The sequence below is a fragment of the Labrenzia sp. THAF191a genome, assembly GCF_009363335.1.
GTDB lineage: Bacteria > Pseudomonadota > Alphaproteobacteria > Rhizobiales > Stappiaceae > Roseibium > Roseibium algicola.
In genome coordinates this window covers 2,042,501-2,063,540 of sequence record NZ_CP045333.1, presented here as the reverse complement: position 1 = coordinate 2,063,540, position 21,040 = coordinate 2,042,501, and the positions used below count along the sequence as shown (strand labels likewise).

Genomic DNA, 21,040 nt, shown 5'->3' with positions numbered 1-21,040 from the left:
GCACCCTCGGTCAATTGGACTGCTAAATTATCTGCAATGGATATATTTGGCAGGCCAATTCCAACCTAGGCTTTTTTCCGGTTAGTACGCTGAGTGCATTCAGGAGGACGTCATGCATTTGAAAACAACACTAACCGGCCTGTTGGCCGCAACCATGCTTGCCGGTGCCGGCTCTGCCCAGGCAGAGACCCTGCGCCTGTTGACCTGGGGGTCTTACGCTCCCGACGAACTGGTCCAAAAATTTGAAGAAGAATATCCGGACATTGATGTTGAAGTCACCTTCTCCAACAACGAGGAAATGATTGCCAAGCTGCGCGCCACTGGTGGTGCCGGCTTCGACCTTGCCCAGCCAAGCCACGACCGCATCTACGCGGCCCAGCTGGAATATGACATCTACAAGCCGCTGGATCTCTCAAAGATCGACACCGGTGCGATGGAAGCCAAGCTGCTTGACGGCGTGAAGGCAAACACCACGATCGAGGGTGAAGTCTACGCGGTTCCCCACCAGTGGGGCACATCCGGCCTGATGGCCGACAAGACAAAGGCTCCAGACCTTTCGAGCTGGGCCGACTTGTGCGACCCGGCCTACAAGGGCAAGACCTCGATGCGCCTGAAGCGCACGATCCTGCTCGGCACGGCCTTCTCGATGGGCGAAGATCCGTTCGCGGCCTATGCGGACCTTGAGAAATACCAGGGCATCCTGGACAAGGTCGCCGACAAGCTGATCGAGTGCAAGGACAACATCAAGGCTTACTGGAAAGGCGGCGACGACCTGTCCGCCATGATGCTGTCAGGCGAAATCGTGGCATCCGAAACCTGGGATTCCACCGCCTACAAGCTCTATGACCAGAACCAGAACATCGTCTTCGTTCCGCCGAAGGAAGGCGCACTAGCCTGGATCGACACCTTCGCCCTGCCGCGCAAGGGCAAGGCGGATGATGCCGCCTACAAGTGGATCAACTTCGTGCTGCGGCCGGAAAACGTGACCATCATGTCCGGCAGCACCGGCGCGATTGCCGCGGTCAAGGGTGGTACCGACCTGCTGCCGGAAGACAAGAAGGCAGCCGTCAATGCGGCCTTCACCGCAGCCGACATCGACAATCTCAAGTTCTTTGCCAACATTCCTCCCGGCGTGGAAGACATGGAAGGCAAGACCCTCGAGAAGATCAAGGCAGCCACAGGCGGCTGATCAGGTTCAGGGCTGCCGGAACCATTCCGGCAGCCCTTTCCTTTTTTTGAAAAATCAAAACACCGGAGAGAAGCAACCGGGCACACCCGGCGCTCCAAACCCCGATCCCTTCCAGTTGGCCCGCATTGATGAAACAGACCTCACCCGCCTACGATCTTGAATGCCTCGACCTTGCCAAGAGTTTTGGAGGATTTCGCGCCGTCAAAGGTGTCTCCTTCGAGATCCCGAGCGGTTCGTTCTTCTCCATTCTCGGTCCGTCGGGCTGTGGCAAGACAACCCTGATGCGCATGATCGCGGGTTTCGAGGACCCGACCTCCGGCGACATCAAGATCAAGGGCAAGTCGGTACTCGGCGTGCCGCCCAACCGGCGCAACGTCAAGATGGTGTTCCAGCATCTGGCGCTGTTCCCGATGATGAACGTCTACGAGAACATTGCCTATGGCCTCAGGTGCGCAGGCGTGGGCAATGCGGAAATAAAGCGCAAGGTCCAGGACGTACTGGAGCGGATCGCCCTGCCCGATGTTGGCGAGCGGGAAATCCACCAGTTGTCCGGCGGCCAGAAACAGCGCATCGCCATTGCTCGCTGCATGGTGCTCGATCCGGATGTACTCTTGCTCGATGAACCGCTCGGCGCGCTCGATCTGAAGCTGCGCGAAGCGATGAAGATCGAGTTGAAACTTTTGCAGCACCAGTTCAACACGACCTTTATCTACATCACCCACGATCAGTCGGAAGCACTGGTGATGTCCGATAACGTCGCCATCATGAACCAGGGCATTTTCGAACAGATCGGCACGCCGCAGGATCTCTATCATCACCCCAAGACCGCCTTCGTCGCCGGCTTTGTTGGCGACAGCAACCGCTGGTCCGGCACGGTGAAATCCGCAGACGGCACGGGTGGCAAGGTGGAAACGGATCAGGGGCTTTCGATGAGTTTCAGTGCCGGCGCGGATCAGACCATTCGTGATGGCGACAAGGTGGAGATTTTCGTGCGGCCGGAATTCATCCGCACGGTGCGCGCATCCGAAGCGGACCAGGCTGTGACAGAAGGCGACAACCAGATGAGCGGTGTCATCGACAGCCTGCTCTTCAACGGTGCCAACAGCCGTGTGCTCGTACGGACCGGCAGCGGCGAGCTTATCGAGTCCGATGTGACGGTAACCGGCAACAACGACCTGAAACCCGGAGAAGACGTGCGCCTGATCTGGTCGTCCCGGCAAGCCATGTGTTTTGCCCGCGCGGAGAGCGCATGATGCAGAACAAGGATATCAAACGGCTGTCGCTGATCCTGCTGTTTTCGCCTTTCGCGCTCTGGATCCTGCTGCTGATCATTCTGCCGCACATCGGCATGGTGCTCCTCTCCTTCCGCGAGAAAGTGGCGCCGCGCGTCTATGAATACAGCTTCGCCAACTATCTGGATTTCATCAACGAACCGATCTACTGGAACACGCTTCTGCGAACCGGGTCCATGTCCCTGCTGGTCACAGCACTGGCGCTGCTGATCGGCTTTCCCATTGCCTACTACATCGCCAAGATCGCCGGCCCCAGGGCGCGCGGTGGTCTGTTCCTGCTCTGCCTGATCCCGCTCTGGGTCAGCGACCTGATCCGTTCCTTCGGCTGGATCCTGCTGTTGCGCGAAACCGGTGTGATTTCGAATTTCCTGCTCTGGACCGGACTGGTCGGCCAGCCTGTCGAATTTCTCTACAACGACATCGCGGTCATCATCGGCCTTGTCTACACCGTGATCCTGTTCATGATCGTGCCACTGGTTTCGACGCTGGACGGCATGGACAATTCAATGATCGAGGCCGGGTACAATCTGGGCGGCAACGGCTTCACCGTATTGCGCCGGATCATCATTCCCTACGCGATGCCGGGCATCGTGGCCGGCTGTATCGTCACCTTCATGCTGACGGCAGGTTCCTACCTGACGCCGATCCTGCTCGGCGGCAAGAATTCGAGCTGGTTCACAGAACAGATCTACAATCAGTTCATCACCCGCTTCAACTGGGAGGGAGGCGCGGCCTTCGGCATGCTGCTCCTGCTGTTCACCTCCGTCGTGATCTGGCTCGGCCTGAAACTCTCCGGTCAGACCCTCGCCAACACCGTGGCAAAGAGCTGAGGAGGACAGACGATGCTTGCGCAAAAGAACTCCTCTCCGTTCCTGATGGGCTACCGGCTCTATGTCGTTGCCTTCTTCATCTTCCTGGCAGCGCCACTGATTTCAGCCGGAGCCTTCGCCTTCAACGACAGCCTGTTCCCGGCACTGCCCTGGCAAGGTTTCACGCTGGACTGGTTCTTCAGCGACACCGAACCAAAACTCGGCATGTTCCATGACCGGCGTTTGCTGCAGGGGCTTTATTATTCCTTCGTCATCGCAATCTTCGTGGCGGCGCTCTCCGTCTTCGTCGGCACGACCAATGCGTTCCTGTTCGTGCGCGGCGAGTTTCCGGGCAAGAACTTCTTCTACATTCTCATGGTGGTACCGCTGGTGATCCCGGGTGTCATCCTCGGCATCTCCATCCTGGTCCTGGCCAGCGACACCGCGAACTACATGGAAAACAGGTTCGATCTGGAGCTTGAGTTCCTGAGGCCAGGCCTTCTGCTTGTCGTGTTCGGGCAGTTTTCCTTCATCACCACCATCACCTCGCTGGTGATCACAGCCCGGCTGAAGAAATTCGACGCCACGATGGAAGAAGCCGCCTTCAACCTGGGGGCAAGCCGGGTCCGCGTGTTGCGCACCGTCACGCTGCCCTTCCTGCGTCCGGCTATGATCGCGGCCGGCATCGTTGCGTTCCTGGTCTCGTTCGAGAACTTCAACACCACGCTATTTCTTGTCGGCTCGGAAGCGCCGCTGACGATCACCATGTATGACCGGATGGCAAAGGTCGGCTCGACGCCGGTCCTAAATGCCGTCTCCTTCGTGCTCATGGTCGGGTCCGGACTGCTTGCGCTGCTATCAATTGCCATCCAGCGCGACAAGACCTCTCAATAGGAGCATTCATGGCGGAGTTCGACTTTGTCATCGTCGGCGCGGGCTCGGCAGGCTCGGTGCTTGCCGACCGGTTGTCGGAAGACGGCAAATACACCGTCTGCCTTCTGGAGGCGGGCGGCTCGGATCTCAATTTCTGGATCTGGATGCCGATCGGCTACGGCAAGGCTTTCTATAACCGGAACATCAACTGGATGTACCACACCGAGGCGGATCCGGGGCTCAACGACCGCTCCGGCTACTGGCCGCGCGGCAAGGTGCTGGGCGGGTCCAGCTCGATCAATGCCATGGTCTATATCCGCGGTCAGCATGCGGATTTCGAGGACTGGAAGGCCCTCGGCAACACCGGCTGGGGCTGGCAGGACGTTCTGCCCTATTTCAAGCGCTCGGAAACCAATTGCAACGGTGCCGACGACTATCGCGGCGGGAATGGCCCGCTTTATGTCTCCTCCATGGACAAGGACGTCCACCCGCTGTGTCAAAACTTCCTGGCAGCCAGCGAGGAAGCCGGCTTCAGCCGCAACCCGGATTTCAATGGCAGAAGCCAGGAAGGTGTCGGCCTCTACCAGATAACCGCGAAAAACGGGTTCCGCATGTCGACGGCCCGCGCCTATCTTTCACGCGCGAAAAAACGCCAGAATGTCTCCATCCTGACCAACGCACACACGACCCGGCTGATCCTTGAAAACGGACGGGCGACCGGTGTCGTCTACAGCCGAGGCGGCACCGAGCAGACCGTGAAGGCCCGCCGGGAAGTGATCCTCAGTGCAGGTGCCGTCAACTCGCCGCAAATCCTCATGCTGTCCGGCATTGGTGATGGCGCGGAACTGCAGGCCAAGGGCATCACCCCCACCTTGCACAGTCCTGCTGTCGGCAAGAACCTTCAGGACCATCTTGGCCTCGACTATCTCTACCGGTCCAAAGTGCCGACGCTGAACCAGCAGCTTTATCCCTGGTGGGGCAAGCTCGCCCAGGGCATCCGCTATGTCCTGACCCGCAGTGGTCCGCTGTCGCTCAGTGTCAATCAGGCTGGTGGTTTCGTCAGAAGCAATCCGGATTGTGAACGGCCGAACATCCAGCTTTACTTCTCGCCCGTCAGCTACACCAAGGCGCCGAAGGGGAAACGTCCGCTGATGAACCCGGACCCTTTCCCCGGTTTCCTCCTCGGCTTCCAGCCGACGCGGCCAACCAGCCGCGGCCATATCTGCCTGCGCTCCACCGATCCGTTCGACATGCCTGAGATCCACCCGAACTCGCTCAGCACCAACCGCGATCTCACGGAGATGATCGAAGGCAGCAAGCTGATGCGCAAGATCGCCGAAAGTCCTGCCATGCAATCGGTTATCGCCGAAGAGATCACGCCCGGCCCGAGTGTCCAGACCGACGAGGACATGCTGGCGGATGTCCGCAGCCGATGCTCCACCGTCTTCCACCCTGTCAGCACCTGCCGCATGGGACCGGAAGCGGGCGAAAACGTCGTCGACACACGCCTACGGGTTTACGGGGTCGAAGGGCTTCGGGTTGTCGATGCCTCGATTTTCCCGACGGTCACGTCCGGCAACACCAATGCACCTGCGATCATGGTCGGCGAAAAAGGCGCGGACCTTATCCTGGAAGACACGCGAGCGGCGTAAGGCACGTAATGACTCAGGCTCTTTTTGCGGACAACTACAAGACGACACCATACTGGCAGGATATCGCCCCCAAAATCGCACTGCCGGCTACCGGTTTGCCGGCAGAGGTCGATGTGCTGGTGGTTGGCGGTGGCTACACCGGCCTGAACGCCGCACTGCAGACCGCCCGTGAAGGCCTCGACACGCTGGTTCTCGACGCGGAAGATCCGGGTTGGGGCTGCAGCATGCGCAATGGCGGCCAGCTTTCGACCAGCCTCAAGCCGTCCTTCTCCAACCTGGCGGGTCGCTATGGCAGGGAGCTCGCCACCCAGCTTTGCCTGGAAGGCCAGGCATCTCTCGACTACATGCACGCACTTTCAAGGGAAGATGGACTGGAGATGGGCCTACGGGAAACCGGCCGCTTCCACGGCGCCCACAAGCCCCATCTTTACGAAAGCCTTGCCAGAGACTGTGCCGCCGGACACCCCGTATGGAAGACCGATGCCTTCATGGTGCCGAAAAGCGACATGGCACGAGAGCTTGGGACCGACGCCTATCATGGCGGCATCGTCAATCCGCGTCATTGCAGCATCGATGTCAGCAAGTACCATCCTTCACTTTTGAACAAGGTGCTGGCGGAAGGCGCGATGGTGCGCGGCAAGTGCCGGGTGGTGTCGCTTGAACGCGAGACGTCAGGCTTCAAGGTCCTGACAAGCGACGGCTCCCTCAAGGCAGGCAAGATCATTCTGGCGACCAATGGTTACTCAGGCCCCCTGTCGCCCTGGCTTCAGCGGCGGCTGATCCCGATCGGCTCCTACGTGATCGCGACGGAAGAAATCCCGAGTGAAACGATCGACCGGCTGTTTCCGACGGACCGGGTCCTCTCCGACACCAGAAAACTGGTCTATTACTACCGGCTGTCCCCCGACCGGAAGCGCGTGCTGTTTGGCGGCCGGGTCTCCTTGAGCGAAACGGACCCGCGCAACAGCGCACTCAAGCTCCACCGCGATTTGACAGCCCTCTTTCCGGAACTTGGCTCCGTACGGATCAGCCACGCCTGGATGGGGTTTGTCGGCTACACCTTCGACACGCTCGCCCATGCTGGCGAAGACAACGGCCTGTTTCACGCGGGCGGCTATTGCGGGTCCGGGGTAGGTATGGCGAGTTATCTCGGCATGCGTATGGGCCAGAAAGCTGCCGGCCGTGAAAAATCACTCTCCGCGTTCGAGAAGATCCCCTTCCCGACCCGGCCGCTATATCAGGGAAATCCGTGGTTCCTGGCACCATCGGTGCTGGTCTACCGGCTGCGGGACAGGTTCGGCATCTGATTGGGGTCAGCCTCTCGGTGGATGGCCTTCTTGCGCTTCACCCCTTGCCGGCATTTCATACCTAAGACTGGGCGGGCGCCGGCACATCGGCAAGCAGGCGCACCAGCCAGTCGACAAAAACGCGAACCTTGTTCGAAAGGTGCCGGTTGGGCGGGTAGACGATATAAAGCGGAATGGTGTCGGCGGACCATTCCGTCAGCAGTGGCACGAGATCCCCGCGCTTCAGCTCTTCCCGCACCATGAAGTCAGGCAGCTGCGCAATGCCGTGCCCGGCAACAGCCGCCGCCACATAGCTGCGGGCATCGTTGACCGAGCAATGATAGCGTCCGTCGACCAGAATTTCCTCACCGTCCTTGCGGAAGGTGAACGGGTGCGTACGTCCGGTGGCGGCAACGAAATAGTTGACGCAATAGTGGTTCGCCTTCACGTCTGCCGGGCTTTCCGGTGTACCTGCCCGCTCCAGATAGGACGCTGCCGCGCAAGTGGTCAGGCCGACCTCCGCCACCCGCCGTGCAATCAGCGACTGATCAGCCGGCGCACCACCGCGCAAGGCACAATCGACATTCTCTGCCAGGTAGTCGACTGTCCTGTCACCGATCCCGAGGTCGATCCGGATGTCCGGATATTTTTCGTAAAAACCTCCAAGCTCCGGTATCACGAACCAGTCGGCAAAGGCCCCTGACATTTCCACGCGCAGTCGCCCACCCGGATTGCTCTGGGCCTGGGACAGGCTGGCATCAAGTTCGTCGACCTCCGAAACGATCTGAACGGCCCGCTCATAATAAAGCGCGCCGTCCGTCGTCACGATCACGCGCCGCGTTGTCCGGTTGAGCAATTTGGTCTGCAGATGTTTCTCGAGATTCTGGATCAGGTTGGTAACCGTTGCCTTCGGCATCTGAAGGGAATCGGAGGCTCGGGTGAAATTTCCTGTTTCAACCACCCTCACAAAGGCGCGCATGGCGGAGAGTTGATCCATTTCTGGGCGTCCTGATCAAAAAATAGGCTTATTATTCGAAAATTCGAATAGTGAAACCAATAATACACCCCTTATTCCAGAGTTGGAACAACAATACCTATCGGACATGCAAGAGAGCTGGTGTACCCAGTTCTCCCTCAACCAATGGACACGAAACGGCGCTGAAAATGACGGTGCAGATCAAGGACATGACACTCGACAAGGTGGCCATCGGCCCCGTGGCGGCACGTGTCTACCAGGGTGCCGAATACAGCAAGTCGCCACCAGTCCTGATCTATTTTCATGGCGGCGCTTTTCAAGGCACCGTCCCGCAGGAAAGCGAGTTTGCGCATCTCATTGCCGAAACCGGCGCCATCGTGGTGATGCCGGATTACAATGTACCGCTTGGCAGCGTCTTTCCGAAGCCGCTGGAAACGGGTTTTTCGATCTTCTCCTATCTGGCGAAAAAGCGCGCCGGCCTTGGGAACCGGAAATCCCTGCTTCTTGTCGGCGGCGTCGAGGCTGGCGGCAACATCGCCGCAGCGGTCGCGCTGAAGGCACGGGATCATTTCGCCGATGAACTTGACGGACAGATCCTGCTGTCACCTCTGCTTGATCCTTTCATGGGCTCTGCATCGTTCCAGAAAGCTGGCGAGTTCGGCATGAAGGACATCTGGGCCGACGGCTGGAGCCACTATCTCAGCACCGGCATGTGCCACCCCTATGCGGCCCCATGCATGTGCTCACGCCTGACCGGCGTTGCCCCGGCGCTCGTTCTGTCTTCTCAGGATGATCCGCTCAAGGACGAAACACTCGGCTTTGCGACCTGCCTGAAAAATGCAGGCGTTGAAGTTCACCAGCATGTTCTCCCCGCCGGGACAGGCTGGCCATCACTCTACGGCGGAAAGACGGACGAGACCCCATCCTGGCAAGAAACCGTAAGCACGCAATTTTCCGGTTTCGTGCAGTCCGTCAGCGTCCACTGATTTGATATCCAAACCCTTCTGAAGGTTGTGTTTTCAGCAGGGTTTCCAAGGAGAGACCAATGACATCAAGAAGCAAGCGCTGGGCCCTGACGGGCGCCAGTCTGGCAGTTGCTGTCTCTGTTTCAGCCGCTGTCCTCATCATGAACCTTCCGGCAAGCAGCCCTGCAACGGCCGCAGGCGGTACTGTCGCCATCCCGGCGGTGCCGGTGACCGTTGCCGAGGTCAAGTCCCGCGAAATAACCGTGTGGGAAGATTTCTCCGGCAGGCTCGAAGCCGTTGACCGGGTGCAGATCCGCTCCCGTGTGGCCGGCTCCATTCAATCCGTCGATTTCCGTGAAGGCGCATTGGTGGAAGCAGGTGACCTGCTCTTCACCATTGACCCGGCTCCCTACGAGGCCGCCGTCGCTCAAAGGGAAGGTCAGGTTGAACTTGCGCAAACACAGCTCAACCTCGCCAAGCTGGAACTGGATCGTGGCAACAAGCTGATCGAAAACCGGACCATCTCCCAAAGCGTCCTCGACCAGCGCCGCAACACCTACGCCGAAGCACAGGCCAACCTCAGAACCGTCAAGGCAGCTCTCAGGTCGGCCAAGCTGGAACTTGGTTACACCAAGGTGCTGGCACCCGTGTCGGGTCGTGTCGGCAAGATCGAGATCACCGTCGGCAATCTCGTTGCCGCGGGCTCCGCATCGCCGGCATTGACAACCCTTGTCTCTGTCGATCCGATCTATGCAAGCTTCAACGCAAGTGAAGACCTGGTCTCGCGGGTTCTGGCCGAGTTGCCGCAGACAGATGCTGCGGTGCCGCCACTGGACATGATCCCCGTCGAAATCGAAACCTCGTCAACTGCCGGGCACCCGGTGAAGGGCAAGCTGCAACTGGTCGATAACCAGGTTGACGCCGTCAGCGGCACCATTGGGGTCAGGGCGGTCTTCGACAATCCGGGCGGCAGGCTGATCCCGGGCCAGTTCGTGCGCATCCGCATGGGTGAGCCAAGGCCGGAACAGAAGGTCCTGATCAGCGAACGCGCCATCGGCACCGACCAGGACAAGAAATATGTCTATGTCGTCGGTGACGACAACAAGGTGGCCTACAGGCCGATCAACCTTGGCAGGACCGCGGAAGGTGCACGTATCGTCGACAGCGGCCTCGAACCGGGTGAACGGATCGTCGTCAACGGCCTGCAACGAATCCGCTCTGGTGCACTTGTCGATCCTCAGCTCGAAAACGACGTTGCCGCTGCAAACTGAGTGAACAGGTGGAGCGCAAGGCGCTCCACCTCCCCTCTTCAACAATTCAAGTCATGATTGCCGGTGGCGCCGCCACCGGCCGGGGACGTGTTGTCCCGATTTCCGACCGGAAAGGGCCTGGATATGAATATCTCGAGATTCTTCGTCGACCGCCCGGTCTTTGCCGGTGTGCTGTCTGTCCTCATCCTCATCGCCGGCCTGATCGGCCTGCGGGCGCTGCCGATCTCCGAATACCCCGAGGTGGTGCCGCCATCGATCGTCGTGCGCGCCGCCTATCCGGGGGCGAACCCGAAGGTCATTGCCGAGACGGTGGCAACGCCGCTGGAAGAACAGATCAACGGTGTCGAGGGCATGCTCTACATGTCCAGCCAGGCGACCTCTGACGGCGTCATGACACTCACGGTCACGTTCGAGCTCGGCACTGATCCCGATCAGGCCCAGCAGCTTGTCCAGAACCGCGTTTCGCAAGCCGAACCCCGTCTTCCGGCGGAAGTGCGAAGCCTTGGCATAACCACGGTGAAAAGTTCTCCCGATCTGATGATGGTCGTGAACCTGACTTCGCCGGACAATCGCTACGACATCACCTACCTGCGCAACTATGCCGTCCTCAACATCAAGGACCGGCTGGCCCGCCTGCAGGGTGTCGGTCAGGTGCAGGTGTTCGGCTCCGGCGATTACTCCATGCGTGTGTGGGTCGACCCGCAAAAGGCGGCCGGCCATAACCTGGCAGCCAGCGACATCACCAACGCCATCCGCCAACAGAACGTGCAGGCCGCGGCCGGCATAATCGGCGCTTCGCCAAACCTGAAGGGTGTCGACGTTCAGCTCAGCGTCAATGCGCAAGGTCGTCTTCAGACGCCGGAAGAGTTCGGCAACATCATTGTCCGCACCGGTGAAAACGGTGAGGTCACCCGGTTGCGCGACGTTGCCCGGATCGAGCTTGGTGCAGCCGATTATTCCCTGCGCTCCCTGCTCGACGGCAAACCGGCCGTCGCCATTCCTGTGTTCCAGGCACCTGGCTCCAACGCTATTGCGATCTCCGACGCAGTGGTCGAGACCATGAACGACCTTCAGGTCGCCATGCCTGACGGCGTCAAATACGAGATCGTCTACGACACCACAAAGTTTGTGCGATCCTCCATCGAGAAGGTGGTCGACACGCTGCTGGAAGCCGTGGTGCTTGTGGTCCTCGTCGTGATTCTGTTCCTGCAGACATGGCGCGCATCGATCATTCCGCTGATCGCCGTTCCCGTGTCGATCATCGGTACCTTCGGCGTCATGTATGTCTTCGGCTTTTCCATCAACGCTCTCAGCCTCTTCGGGCTGGTTCTCGCCATCGGCATCGTGGTCGATGACGCGATCGTGGTCGTTGAAAACGTCGAACGAAACATCGAAAACGGGCTGAACCCGCGCCAGGCAACCTACAAGGCCATGAAGGAAGTCTCCGGACCCATCATCGCCATCGCACTGGTGCTTGTGGCGGTGTTTGTCCCGCTGGCCTTCATCACCGGCCTTTCGGGTCAGTTCTATCGCCAGTTCGCACTGACGATCGCAATCTCGACTGTCATCTCCGCCATCAACTCGCTCACTCTGTCCCCGGCCCTGGCCGCCCTTCTCCTGAAGGATCACCATGCGCCCAAGGACTGGCTGACACGCTCGATGGACTTCCTGTTCGGCTGGTTCTTCAAGGGCTACAACCGGGCCTTCGGCGCCGGTTCCAACGCCTATGGCAAGAGCGTCGGCGGCCTGTTGTCCCGCAAGACCATCGTCATGGTGGTCTACATGGCACTTGCAGGGGCAACCTACAGCCTCTTCACAACAGTCCCCGGTGGCTTCGTGCCGGCACAGGACAAACAGTATCTGATCGGCTTTGCCCAGCTCCCCGACGCTGCCACGCTGGACCGGACCGAAGACGTCATCCGCCGGATGAGCGAGATCGCCATGGAGCAGGAAGGTGTCGAACACGCCATCGCCTTCCCGGGCCTGTCGATCAACGGCTTCACCAACTCTTCCAACGCGGGCATCGTCTTCGCCACCCTGACGGATTTCGAGGAACGCAAGTCTCCGGAATTGTCCGGCGACGCCATAGCGATGCAGCTGAACCAGAAGTTCGGCACGATCCAGGACGCGTTTATCGCCATGTTCTCGCCGCCGCCTGTTCAGGGCCTTGGCACCACCGGCGGGTTCAAACTGCAGATCGAGGACCGGGCCGGTCTCGGCTATCAGGCACTCGACGCGGCCAACAAGGCCTTCCTGGCCAAGGCCTATCAGACGCCGGAACTGGCTGGACTGTTCTCCAGTTTCCAGATCAATGTACCCCAGCTTTATGCGGATCTTGATCGCACCAAGGCGGAACAGCTCGGCGTATCTGTAACGGATATATTCGAGACGCTGCAGATCTATCTGGGTTCACTGTATGTCAACGACTTCAATGCTTTCGGCCGTACCTACAGTGTCCGGGTGCAGGCGGACGCCCAGTACCGGGCGCATGCCGACGATATCGGCAAGTTGAAGGTCCGCTCTGCCACCGGCCAGATGATCCCGCTTTCCGCCCTGTTGAAGGTCGAGGCCACCACCGGGCCGGAACGGGCAACCCGCTACAACGGTTTCCTTGCGGCTGACATCAATGGCGGCCCGGCTCCCGGGTTTTCCTCCGGCCAGGCCCAGGCAGCGGTCGAGCGGATCGCGGAGGAAACCCTGCCCAAAGGCATCGCCTTCGAGTGGACAGACCTGACCTACCAGCAGATCCTTGCCGGCAGCTCCGGGTTCCTGGTCTTTCCTCTGGCCCTGCTTCTGGTCTACCTGGTGCTTGCCGCCCAGTATGAAAGCCTGATGCTTCCGGTGGCGATCGTGATGATCGTACCGATGGGTGTCCTTGCCGCCCTGACGGGCGTCTGGCTGACCCATGGCGACAACAACATCTTCACCCAGATCGGGTTGGTGGTGCTGGTCGGGCTTTCGGCGAAAAACGCGATCCTCATCGTGGAATTCGCGAGGGAACTGGAATTTGAAGGCCGCACGCCGGTTGAAGCGGCAGTCGAAGCCAGCCGGTTACGTCTGCGCCCGATCCTGATGACCTCGATGGCCTTCATCATGGGTGTGGTTCCGCTTGTGCTTTCCACCGGTGCCGGTGCGGAAATGCGAGCCGCGATGGGCATCGCGGTCTTCTCCGGCATGATCGGCGTGACCTTCTTCGGGATCTTCATGACGCCGGTGTTCTACGTGCTGGTCCGAAAGCTCTCGGGCAATCGCCCGCTTGCGCAACACGAGGAACCAGCAGAGCAGCCGCAAGCGCAGAACACGGCCGCTTGAACCTGGAACAAATGACAAGAAAAACGCCCTGGAAGCATTCGTTTCCAGGGCGTTTTGCACTTGGGCAAGGCCTTCTCCTGCGCGGATAAAGCGATCAGCTGGCGTCGGTGTCGGTCGCACGCACGCTCCATCCGATCAAGGTAAGATCTGAACGCCTCCCTCGATACCCCGTCACGCAAGGTCGCTGCACTGCCTCCCACATCCCTGGGCTGCAATGCCGGCTACAACACCCAAATTGCGGGTTCCCGCAAATGGATTGCGTGAATTGACCTGTCATATTTGGTTTCTGGCCGCGTAACGTGACGTGCCTGGCGTTGGCTAGCCAACTTGTGGCGATGTATGTGGGAGGAAAACATGCAATCGAATAATTATCACGAAGACACGAAAGCGATGCGCGGCGGTGTGCAATTTCAACACCTTGCAGCACGCATCAAACAAACTGTGACTGTGGAAGGAAGTTTTGCGCGTCTGTCGTCACTGAAGACCGGAATTCTAACAAGCTTGTTTGCCCTGTCGGTCTTTTCAGCACCGACCGCAGCAACGGCCGCCGACTACAACTGGACCTTCCAGACCTCGGAAACGGCTGGTGAGCCCGGCTTCATCAACAAGCAGAAGTGGGCTGAAAACGTTGAGAAAATGTCCGGCGGACGGATCGAGATCGAGATTTTGCCGATTGGTGCCGTCGTCCCGCATACCGATACGCTTGATGCCGTTGGCACCGGCATTCTTCAGGGACATCTGACCGATCCGAGCTATTTCGCCGGGAAGGATCCCGCTTTTGCGATGATGGGCAACCTGGTCGGTGCCTGGAGCGATCCGTTCGAATTGATCGGGTTCATGCAATCCGGTGGCGGTCACGAGCTTTACGCCGAACTGGTCGAGCCCTATGGCGTCCATTTCATCGGAGCGGCAGCAACTGAGCCGGAAGCTTTCGTCTCCAGCGTTCCAATCCGCTCCGTGGAAGACCTGAAGGGCGTCAAGATGCGTGCGCCGGAAGGCATGGTCTACGAGATCTTCTCCAAGGCAGGCGCCTCTCCGGTTGCTCTTCCCGGTTCAGAGGTCTTCACGGCTCTCGACAAGGGTGTTGTCCAGGCGGCTGATTATACGGTTTTCGCAACCAACCAGTCGCAAGGCATGAACGACGTTGCCCACTATCCGCTGTATCCGGGCTTTCATTCCCTGCCGCTGATCGACATTTCGATGACCAAATCAATCTGGGATGAACTTCCAGACGACCTGAAGGCCGTCCTGAACGCCTCCGTTGACCAGTTCATATTCGATCACGTTTATTCCGTACGCAAACTCGATGCGGCCGCAGTCGAGGAAGCCAAGGCAAACCCGGAGATCGAAATTGTCAACTGGTCCGGCGACGAGCGAGCGAAGTTCCGCAGGATCGCGCAGCAGGAATGGGAAAACTGGGCCGGCAAGAACGACCTCACCCAACGCTACTACGATGCGGTGGTCGCTTATCTGAAGGGCCGGAACCAGCTCTGATCTGACCAACGTTCCGTTGACGCAGCCGCACCCGGACCGAAAGGTCCGGGTGCGGCCTGACCTTGTTTCTATCTGTCCATAACGGGTGAAACGAGATGCCGGTGCGTGGCCGTCAGCCAAGACTGATTGGCCTTCCCCTATTTCCACAACAGCTTGCCAACTGCGCGACGGGAGAAGAATCCATGCCGGACAATCCGGATGTGAGTGACCTCGAGGAAAATGGCCAGGCGAACCTGCGAACCGGCCTGGACCGGTTCATTGCCGGGTCCGCGAAGCTCTTTGCCTGGGCTATCTTTCTGGCGTTTGCCATCAGCGTATATGAGGTTATCGCCCGCTACGTTTTTGATAGCCCTACGTATTGGGCTCACGAGAGCACGACCTTCCTCATAGCAGCCATCTTCCTGATCGGAGGCCCCGTAGCACTCGCTCGCGACAAGCATATCCGCGTGCGCATGATTTATGACTCGGTTTCGCCTCGTGTGCGTCGATGGCTGGATATCGTCAATTCTTTGATCGCGATGATCTTCTTTGCAGGACTGGGATATGCAGGCGCGACAATGGCCTGGAAGGCTACCCACAGACCCAACGGCGATATCCATCTTGAGGGCACGGGTACGGCGTGGAACCCACCGACACCGGCACTCCTGAAAATCATTATCCTGATCTGCGTTTGCCTGATGTTCGTTCAGACCCTGATGCACCTGATCAAGGCGATCCGCGGCGATGACGCTGCCTACAGCGAACGCGGAGGCAAATGACATGGGCCTCAACGATCTGGGTATTGAATACGGTACAATTCTGCTCGTGGGCAGCATCTTCGTGTTGCTGCTTACGGGTCAGCCTCTCGCCTGGGTGACGGGGCTCGTAGCCTTGGTCTTCACGTTCGGCTGGTTCGGAGGAAATGCGCTGCCACTGGTTACGGCCCGCATCTTTGGCTTCATTACGGAATATTCCCTCGTCGCCATCCCGATGTTCATCCTGATGGCAGCGCTCCTCGACAGATCGGGCATCGCGAAGGACCTCTTCAACGGAATGAGGGTACTTGCCGGACGTTTGCCAGGTGGGGTCGCTGTTCAAACGCTGATCGTCGCCACCCTGATGGCCGCCATGTCCGGCGTCATCGGTGGTGAGATCGTTCTACTGGGAATTCTGGCCTTGCCCCAGATGTTGCGGCTTGGATATGACCGCGACTTATCAATCGGGGTCGTATGCGCCGGCGGGTCTCTCGGAACAATGATGCCGCCCTCCATTGTCCTGATCATTTATGGACTGGTGGCAAGTGTCTCCATTGCCGACCTGTTCGTTGCGGCAGTCACACCTGCCCTGATGCTGCTCGGCTGCTATATCGCTTATGTTCTTGTTCGCTGTTTTCGAAACCCGGATCTTGGGCCACCAATTTCCGCGGAAGAACGTGCTGAAGAAACAATTGGCAGTGCGATCCGATCCCTGATCGCCCCTGTGTTCATCGTGGTAGCGGTTCTGGGTTCCATATATGGAGGCATCGCCTCTATCACCGAAGCAGCTGCACTCGGGGTTTCATCCGTTCTCATCATCGCACTGCTTCGCAGGGAACTTAACGCCCGTATGCTTCAGGACAGTCTGGTCCACACGCTGGAAACCTGCGGCATGATCATCTGGATCGGGATCGCCGCAGCCGTGCTCGTCGGTGTCTACAACCTCATGGGGGGCAACCGCTTCGTCTCCGCGGTCATGCTTGGTCTCGACGCGTCGCCGGTGGCCGTCATTCTGATCATGATGGCTATCCTGCTTGTGCTGGGCATGTTCCTGGACTGGATCGGAATTGCCCTTCTGACGTTGCCGATCTTCGTGCCAATCGTCGTTCAGCTGGGATATGATCCGATCTGGTTCGGGATCCTGTTTGCAGTCAACATGCAGGTCTCCTACCTGACCCCACCGTTTGGACCGGCGGCCTTCTACTTGAAAAGCGTGGCACCACCCGACATTACACTCGGCAACATTTACGGAGCTCTGCTTCCGTTCATCGTGCTGCAGCTCTTTGTTCTCACAATCTTGCTGTTCTTCCCTGGCATCGCAACCTGGATGCTTTGATGCTGCAAAGTAAAGAATACTGGCGTGCCGTATTCCTTCACATGGATACGGCACGCCATTACACATGAAAAACCTTTTGCTTGGGCCGAAATTGGGTCTCGACGCAAATTAGTAACTGCCTTTGAATGTTTGCAAGTTTAAGCAAGTTGGGACAGTTCCTGACGCCTTTTTCTGTCATCCACCTTGGGACGATAGAAATTCACGGTCGTTAATGGGCTCTTGTTGCTGGGAGATACCTGCCCCGCTGCGTCGGGCTTTTGCCCTGCCCCCGCAGTGATGCAACAAAAAACCCGGCGCGCGGCCGGGTTATTTGTTGGTTGCGGGAGCAGGATTTGAACCTGCGACCTTCAGGTTATGAGCCTGACGAGCTACCGGGCTGCTCCATCCCGCGTTGTTTTTTTGTTTGTCCTTTGCGCGCTGCGCGTTTGGTCAAACTGGGTCTGGTCCCTTTTGGGCATACCCTTATGTTTCGGTTTGACCGGAAGACTGCGCTGATATGGGACAAGAGATCCGGAGCGCAGCGGAGGCAAGGCCAAGTGGCCGCCGGCCGGTCGGGCCGCCCCGCGGAGCGCAGCCCGAAGGGCGTTACGCGCGTGAGCGACAGACAAATTGAAGAGGTTTCAAATTGCGATTTGCAGGCCTGGCGGCGACCTACTCTCCCACACCTTAAGATGCAGTACCATTGGCGCTGGGGAGTTTCACGGCCGAGTTCGGGATGGGATCGGGTGGGGGCTCCCCGCTAGGGCCACCAGGCCGGCGAAGCGCAATTTGCGTGAACTGGTCTATATATTTTTTGATGTTTTGGTCGGCCTCGCCTGGGACGAAGGTTCCAGGACATTGGCCCTATGGATCATTTCAAACGCGCTCAAGCAGCCCGAAGGGCGGTAGCGCACTTAAAATGATCTTTTCGATGCGCCAGGGGCGCATCCAAAAGATGAACATTGACTAATGAGAGGATCAAGCCGAACGAGCTATTAGTAAAGCTAAGCTTCATGCGTTGCCGCACTTCCACACGCTTCCTATCGACGTGGTGGTCTTCCACGGCTCTTCAGGGAGAACTGGTTTTGAGGTGGGTTTCCCGCTTAGATGCTTTCAGCGGTTATCCCTTCCGTACATAGCTACCCTGCAATGCGGCTGGCGCCACAACAGGTCCACCAGAGGTACGTCCATCCCGGTCCTCTCGTACTAGGGACAGATCCTCTCAATTCTCCTACACCCACGGCAGATAGGGACCGAACTGTCTCGCGACGTTCTGAACCCAACTCACGTACCACTTTAATTGGCGAACAGCCAAACCCTTGGGACCTGCTCCAGCCCCAGGATGTGATGAGTCGACATCGAGGTGCCAAACAATGCCGTCGATATGGACTCTTGGGCATCATCAGCCTGTTATCCCCGGCGTACCTTTTATCCGTTGAGCGATGGCCCTTCCACGAGGGACCACCGGATCACTATGGCCGTCTTTCGACTCTGCTCGACTTGTCAGTCTCGCAGTCAGGCAGGCTTATGCCATTGCACTCAACGAGCGATTTCCGACCGCTCTGAGCCCACCTTCGCGCGCCTCCGTTACCATTTGGGAGGCGACCGCCCCAGTCAAACTACCCGCCACACACGGTCCCGGATATTGTTGTACCGCGGTTAGATATCCATGACGACAAGGGTGGTATTTCAAGGGTGACTCCACAAGAGCTGGCGCTCCTGCTTCAACGTCTACCACCTATCCTACACATGTCGTGACGAATACCAGTGTGAAGCTGTAGTAAAGGTGCACGGGGTCTTTCCGTCTGACCGCAGGAACCCCGCATCTTCACGGGGAATTCAATTTCACTGAGTCTATGCTGGAGACAGCGGGGAAGTCGTTACGCCATTCGTGCAGGTCGGAACTTACCCGACAAGGAATTTCGCTACCTTAGGACCGTTATAGTTACGGCCGCCGTTTACTGGGGCTTCAATTCGGTGCTTGCACACCTCCTCTTAACCTTCCAGCACCGGGCAGGCGTCAGACCCTATACGTCGCCTTACGGCTTCGCAGAGCCCTGTGTTTTTGATAAACAGTCGCCACCCCCTGGTCTGTGCCACCCCACAACGGTTGCCCGTCGTGAGGTCTCCCTTCTCGCGAACTTACGGGAGCATTTTGCCGAGTTCCTTCAGCATAGTTCTCTCAAGCGCCTTGGTATTCTCTACCAGTCCACCTGTGTCGGTTTCGGGTACGGTTTATACGGTGGAGCTATTTCCTGGAACACCTTCGCTGCACCCCCAATCCAATAAGGAGATACAACACACGGCATCCGTCACTACCACCAAGCTGCAGAATATTAACTGCATTCCCATCGACTACGCCTTTCGGCCTCGCCTTAGGGGCCGGCTAACCCTGCGCCGATTAGCGTTGCGCAGGAACCCTTGGACTTTCGGCGAGCGGGTCTCTCACCCGCTTTATCGTTACTCATGTCAGCATTCGCACTTCTGATATCTCCAGGAGCCCTCACGGGTCCCCCTTCGCAGACTTACAGAACGCTCCGCTACCGCGCATCATAAGATGCACCCGCAGTTTCGGTGTATGGCTTGAGCCCCGGTACATTTTCGGCGCGGAACCCCTTATTTAGACCAGTGAGCTGTTACGCTTTCTTTAAATGATGGCTGCTTCTAAGCCAACATCCTGGTTGTTTTGGGAGTTCTACATCCTTTCCCACTTAGCCATAACTTAGGGACCTTAACTGGCGGTCAGGGTTGTTTCCCTCTCCACAATGGACGTTAGCACCCACTGTGTGTCTGCCGGATAGTACTTCTCGGTATTCGGAGTTTGGTTAGGATCAGTAAGGCGGTAAGCCCCCATAGCCCATCCAGTGCTCTACCCCCGAGAGTATTCATCCGACGCTCTACCTAAATAGATTTCGCGGAGAACCAGCTATTTCCGAGTTTGATTGGCCTTTCACCCCTAGCCACAGCTCATCCCCGACTTTTTCAACAGGCGTGGGTTCGGTCCTCCAGTGCGTGTTACCGCACCTTCAACCTGGCCATGGCTAGATCACTCGGTTTCGGGTCTAATCCAACGAACTAGGGCGCCCTATTCAGACTCGCTTTCGCTACGCCTACACCTACCGGCTTAAGCTTGCTCGTTAAATTAAGTCGCTGACCCATTATACAAAAGGTACGCTGTCAGGCTTGCGCCCTCCAACTGTTTGTAGGCATCCGGTTTCAGGAACTGTTTCACTCCCCTCGTCGGGGTACTTTTCACCTTTCCCTCACGGTACTTGTTCGCTATCGGTCGACAAGGAGTACTTAGGCTTGGAGGGTGGTCCCCCCACGTTCAGACAGGATTTCACGTGTCCCGCCCTACTCGAGGACTTGCATAATTTCTACCCGTACGGGGCTATCACCCACTAATGCCCGACTTTCCAGACGGTTCCGGTTCTTAAATGCAAGCCACTGGCCTGGTCCGCGTTCGCTCGCCACTACTAGCGGAGTCTCGGTTGATGTCCTTTCCTCCGGGTACTTAGATGTTTCAGTTCCCCGGGTTTGCTCCCTTGCGGGTACTCCATACGGAGTGGGTTTCCCCATTCGGAAATCCACGGATCAAAGCTTATTCGCAGCTCCCCATGGCTTATCGCAGCGTATCACGTCCTTCATCGCCTCTTGTCGCCAAGGCATCCACCGAATGCCCTTAAGACACTTGATCACTCTCATTATCAATGCTCATCTCATGCTTGCAAATCCACCAGACCCAACCCTGAGTACCTTTAACACTCAAGACCAACCTGGCTTCAAAACAAACTGATCATCAATAATATAAGACCAGTTTCACGAGATCTTTCTGACAGCCATGCGGTCACGCTGGCCCTCTACTTGATCGT

General features: G+C 58.1%; 13 protein-coding genes, 1 tRNA gene and 2 rRNA genes. 12 read left to right on the top strand and 4 right to left on the bottom strand.

Annotated elements, in window-relative coordinates; all coding sequences use genetic code 11:
* The first annotated feature begins 112 nt into the window (after nucleotides 1-112).
* The 6 genes from FIV05_RS09595 (at nucleotide 113) to FIV05_RS09570 (ending at nucleotide 7,122) form a co-directional block, all read left to right on the top strand.
* Nucleotides 113-1,189, top strand: a complete 1,077-nt coding sequence (locus tag FIV05_RS09595) for an extracellular solute-binding protein (protein WP_023000096.1) — start codon at nucleotides 113-115, stop codon at nucleotides 1,187-1,189.
* A gap of 128 nt (nucleotides 1,190-1,317) precedes the next feature.
* On the top strand, nucleotides 1,318-2,442 hold the full coding sequence (locus FIV05_RS09590) for an ABC transporter ATP-binding protein (protein ID WP_152509400.1): 1,125 nt from the start codon (nucleotides 1,318-1,320) through the stop codon (nucleotides 2,440-2,442).
* Nucleotides 2,439-3,311: an ABC transporter permease gene (locus tag FIV05_RS09585; protein WP_152509399.1), complete on the top strand. Its 873-nt coding sequence runs from the start codon at nucleotides 2,439-2,441 to the stop codon at nucleotides 3,309-3,311. Before FIV05_RS09590 ends, FIV05_RS09585 begins: the two co-directional genes overlap by 4 nt.
* A gap of 12 nt (nucleotides 3,312-3,323) precedes the next feature.
* Nucleotides 3,324-4,184, top strand: a complete 861-nt coding sequence (locus FIV05_RS09580) for an ABC transporter permease (RefSeq protein WP_055661526.1) — start codon at nucleotides 3,324-3,326, stop codon at nucleotides 4,182-4,184.
* Between the two features lie 8 nt (nucleotides 4,185-4,192).
* Nucleotides 4,193-5,815 carry a choline dehydrogenase gene (locus FIV05_RS09575; RefSeq protein WP_152509398.1) on the top strand — a complete coding sequence of 541 codons (1,623 nt, stop codon included), beginning with the start codon at nucleotides 4,193-4,195 and terminating at the stop codon, nucleotides 5,813-5,815.
* A gap of 8 nt (nucleotides 5,816-5,823) precedes the next feature.
* Entirely contained in the window at nucleotides 5,824-7,122 is a 1,299-nt protein-coding gene (locus FIV05_RS09570; RefSeq protein ID WP_152509397.1) for an FAD-binding oxidoreductase, read from the top strand.
* Between the two features lie 61 nt (nucleotides 7,123-7,183).
* On the opposite strand, the gene FIV05_RS09565 is transcribed toward FIV05_RS09570, so the two are convergent.
* Complete coding sequence (locus tag FIV05_RS09565) at nucleotides 7,184-8,098, bottom strand: LysR family transcriptional regulator (protein WP_152509396.1); 915 nt, start codon at nucleotides 8,096-8,098, stop codon at nucleotides 7,184-7,186.
* Between the two features lie 167 nt (nucleotides 8,099-8,265).
* Between FIV05_RS09565 and FIV05_RS09560 the strand changes: the two genes are divergently transcribed.
* The 6 genes from FIV05_RS09560 (at nucleotide 8,266) to FIV05_RS09535 (ending at nucleotide 17,189) form a co-directional block, all read left to right on the top strand.
* Nucleotides 8,266-9,063, top strand: coding sequence for an alpha/beta hydrolase (locus FIV05_RS09560; RefSeq protein ID WP_023000088.1), 798 nt, complete (start codon nucleotides 8,266-8,268; stop codon nucleotides 9,061-9,063).
* 59 nt (nucleotides 9,064-9,122) lie between these two features.
* Entirely contained in the window at nucleotides 9,123-10,313 is a 1,191-nt protein-coding gene (locus tag FIV05_RS09555; protein WP_152509395.1) for an efflux RND transporter periplasmic adaptor subunit, read from the top strand.
* Nucleotides 10,314-10,436: 123 nt separating this feature from the next.
* Nucleotides 10,437-13,625, top strand: coding sequence for a multidrug efflux RND transporter permease subunit (locus FIV05_RS09550; RefSeq protein ID WP_152509394.1), 3,189 nt, complete (start codon nucleotides 10,437-10,439; stop codon nucleotides 13,623-13,625).
* Between the two features lie 354 nt (nucleotides 13,626-13,979).
* Nucleotides 13,980-15,119, top strand: a complete 1,140-nt coding sequence (locus FIV05_RS09545; protein ID WP_209009923.1) for a TRAP transporter substrate-binding protein — start codon at nucleotides 13,980-13,982, stop codon at nucleotides 15,117-15,119.
* Between the two features lie 182 nt (nucleotides 15,120-15,301).
* Nucleotides 15,302-15,877, top strand: coding sequence for a TRAP transporter small permease (locus FIV05_RS09540; protein WP_152509392.1), 576 nt, complete (start codon nucleotides 15,302-15,304; stop codon nucleotides 15,875-15,877).
* Nucleotides 15,843-17,189: a TRAP transporter large permease subunit gene (locus tag FIV05_RS09535; RefSeq protein WP_209009922.1), complete on the top strand. Its 1,347-nt coding sequence runs from the start codon at nucleotides 15,843-15,845 to the stop codon at nucleotides 17,187-17,189. The genes FIV05_RS09540 and FIV05_RS09535 overlap by 35 nt, the downstream gene beginning before the upstream one ends.
* Nucleotides 17,190-17,503: 314 nt before the next feature.
* Here the strand turns inward: FIV05_RS09535 and FIV05_RS09530 are convergent.
* From FIV05_RS09530 to FIV05_RS09520, 3 genes are all read right to left on the bottom strand, one after another.
* Nucleotides 17,504-17,580, bottom strand: a tRNA-Met gene (locus FIV05_RS09530).
* A gap of 247 nt (nucleotides 17,581-17,827) precedes the next feature.
* Nucleotides 17,828-17,942, bottom strand: a 5S ribosomal RNA gene (gene rrf, locus FIV05_RS09525).
* 200 nt (nucleotides 17,943-18,142) lie between these two features.
* Nucleotides 18,143-20,865 (bottom strand): 23S ribosomal RNA (locus FIV05_RS09520).
* Nucleotides 20,866-21,040 lie beyond the last annotated feature (175 nt).

Excerpts from the sequence above, each read along its gene's own strand:
- FIV05_RS09595 (WP_023000096.1), top strand. The coding sequence starts at position 113 with ATGCATTTGAAAACAACACTAACCGGCCTGTTGGCCGCAACCATGCTT.
- FIV05_RS09590 (WP_152509400.1), top strand. The coding sequence starts at position 1,318 with ATGAAACAGACCTCACCCGCCTACGATCTTGAATGCCTCGACCTTGCC.
- FIV05_RS09585 (WP_152509399.1), top strand. The coding sequence starts at position 2,439 with ATGATGCAGAACAAGGATATCAAACGGCTGTCGCTGATCCTGCTGTTT.
- FIV05_RS09580 (WP_055661526.1), top strand. The coding sequence starts at position 3,324 with ATGCTTGCGCAAAAGAACTCCTCTCCGTTCCTGATGGGCTACCGGCTC.
- FIV05_RS09575 (WP_152509398.1), top strand. The coding sequence starts at position 4,193 with ATGGCGGAGTTCGACTTTGTCATCGTCGGCGCGGGCTCGGCAGGCTCG.
- FIV05_RS09570 (WP_152509397.1), top strand. The coding sequence starts at position 5,824 with ATGACTCAGGCTCTTTTTGCGGACAACTACAAGACGACACCATACTGG.
- FIV05_RS09565 (WP_152509396.1), bottom strand. The coding sequence starts at position 8,098 with ATGGATCAACTCTCCGCCATGCGCGCCTTTGTGAGGGTGGTTGAAACA.
- FIV05_RS09560 (WP_023000088.1), top strand. The coding sequence starts at position 8,266 with ATGACGGTGCAGATCAAGGACATGACACTCGACAAGGTGGCCATCGGC.
- FIV05_RS09555 (WP_152509395.1), top strand. The coding sequence starts at position 9,123 with ATGACATCAAGAAGCAAGCGCTGGGCCCTGACGGGCGCCAGTCTGGCA.
- FIV05_RS09550 (WP_152509394.1), top strand. The coding sequence starts at position 10,437 with ATGAATATCTCGAGATTCTTCGTCGACCGCCCGGTCTTTGCCGGTGTG.
- FIV05_RS09545 (WP_209009923.1), top strand. The coding sequence starts at position 13,980 with ATGCAATCGAATAATTATCACGAAGACACGAAAGCGATGCGCGGCGGT.
- FIV05_RS09540 (WP_152509392.1), top strand. The coding sequence starts at position 15,302 with ATGCCGGACAATCCGGATGTGAGTGACCTCGAGGAAAATGGCCAGGCG.
- FIV05_RS09535 (WP_209009922.1), top strand. The coding sequence starts at position 15,843 with ATGACGCTGCCTACAGCGAACGCGGAGGCAAATGACATGGGCCTCAAC.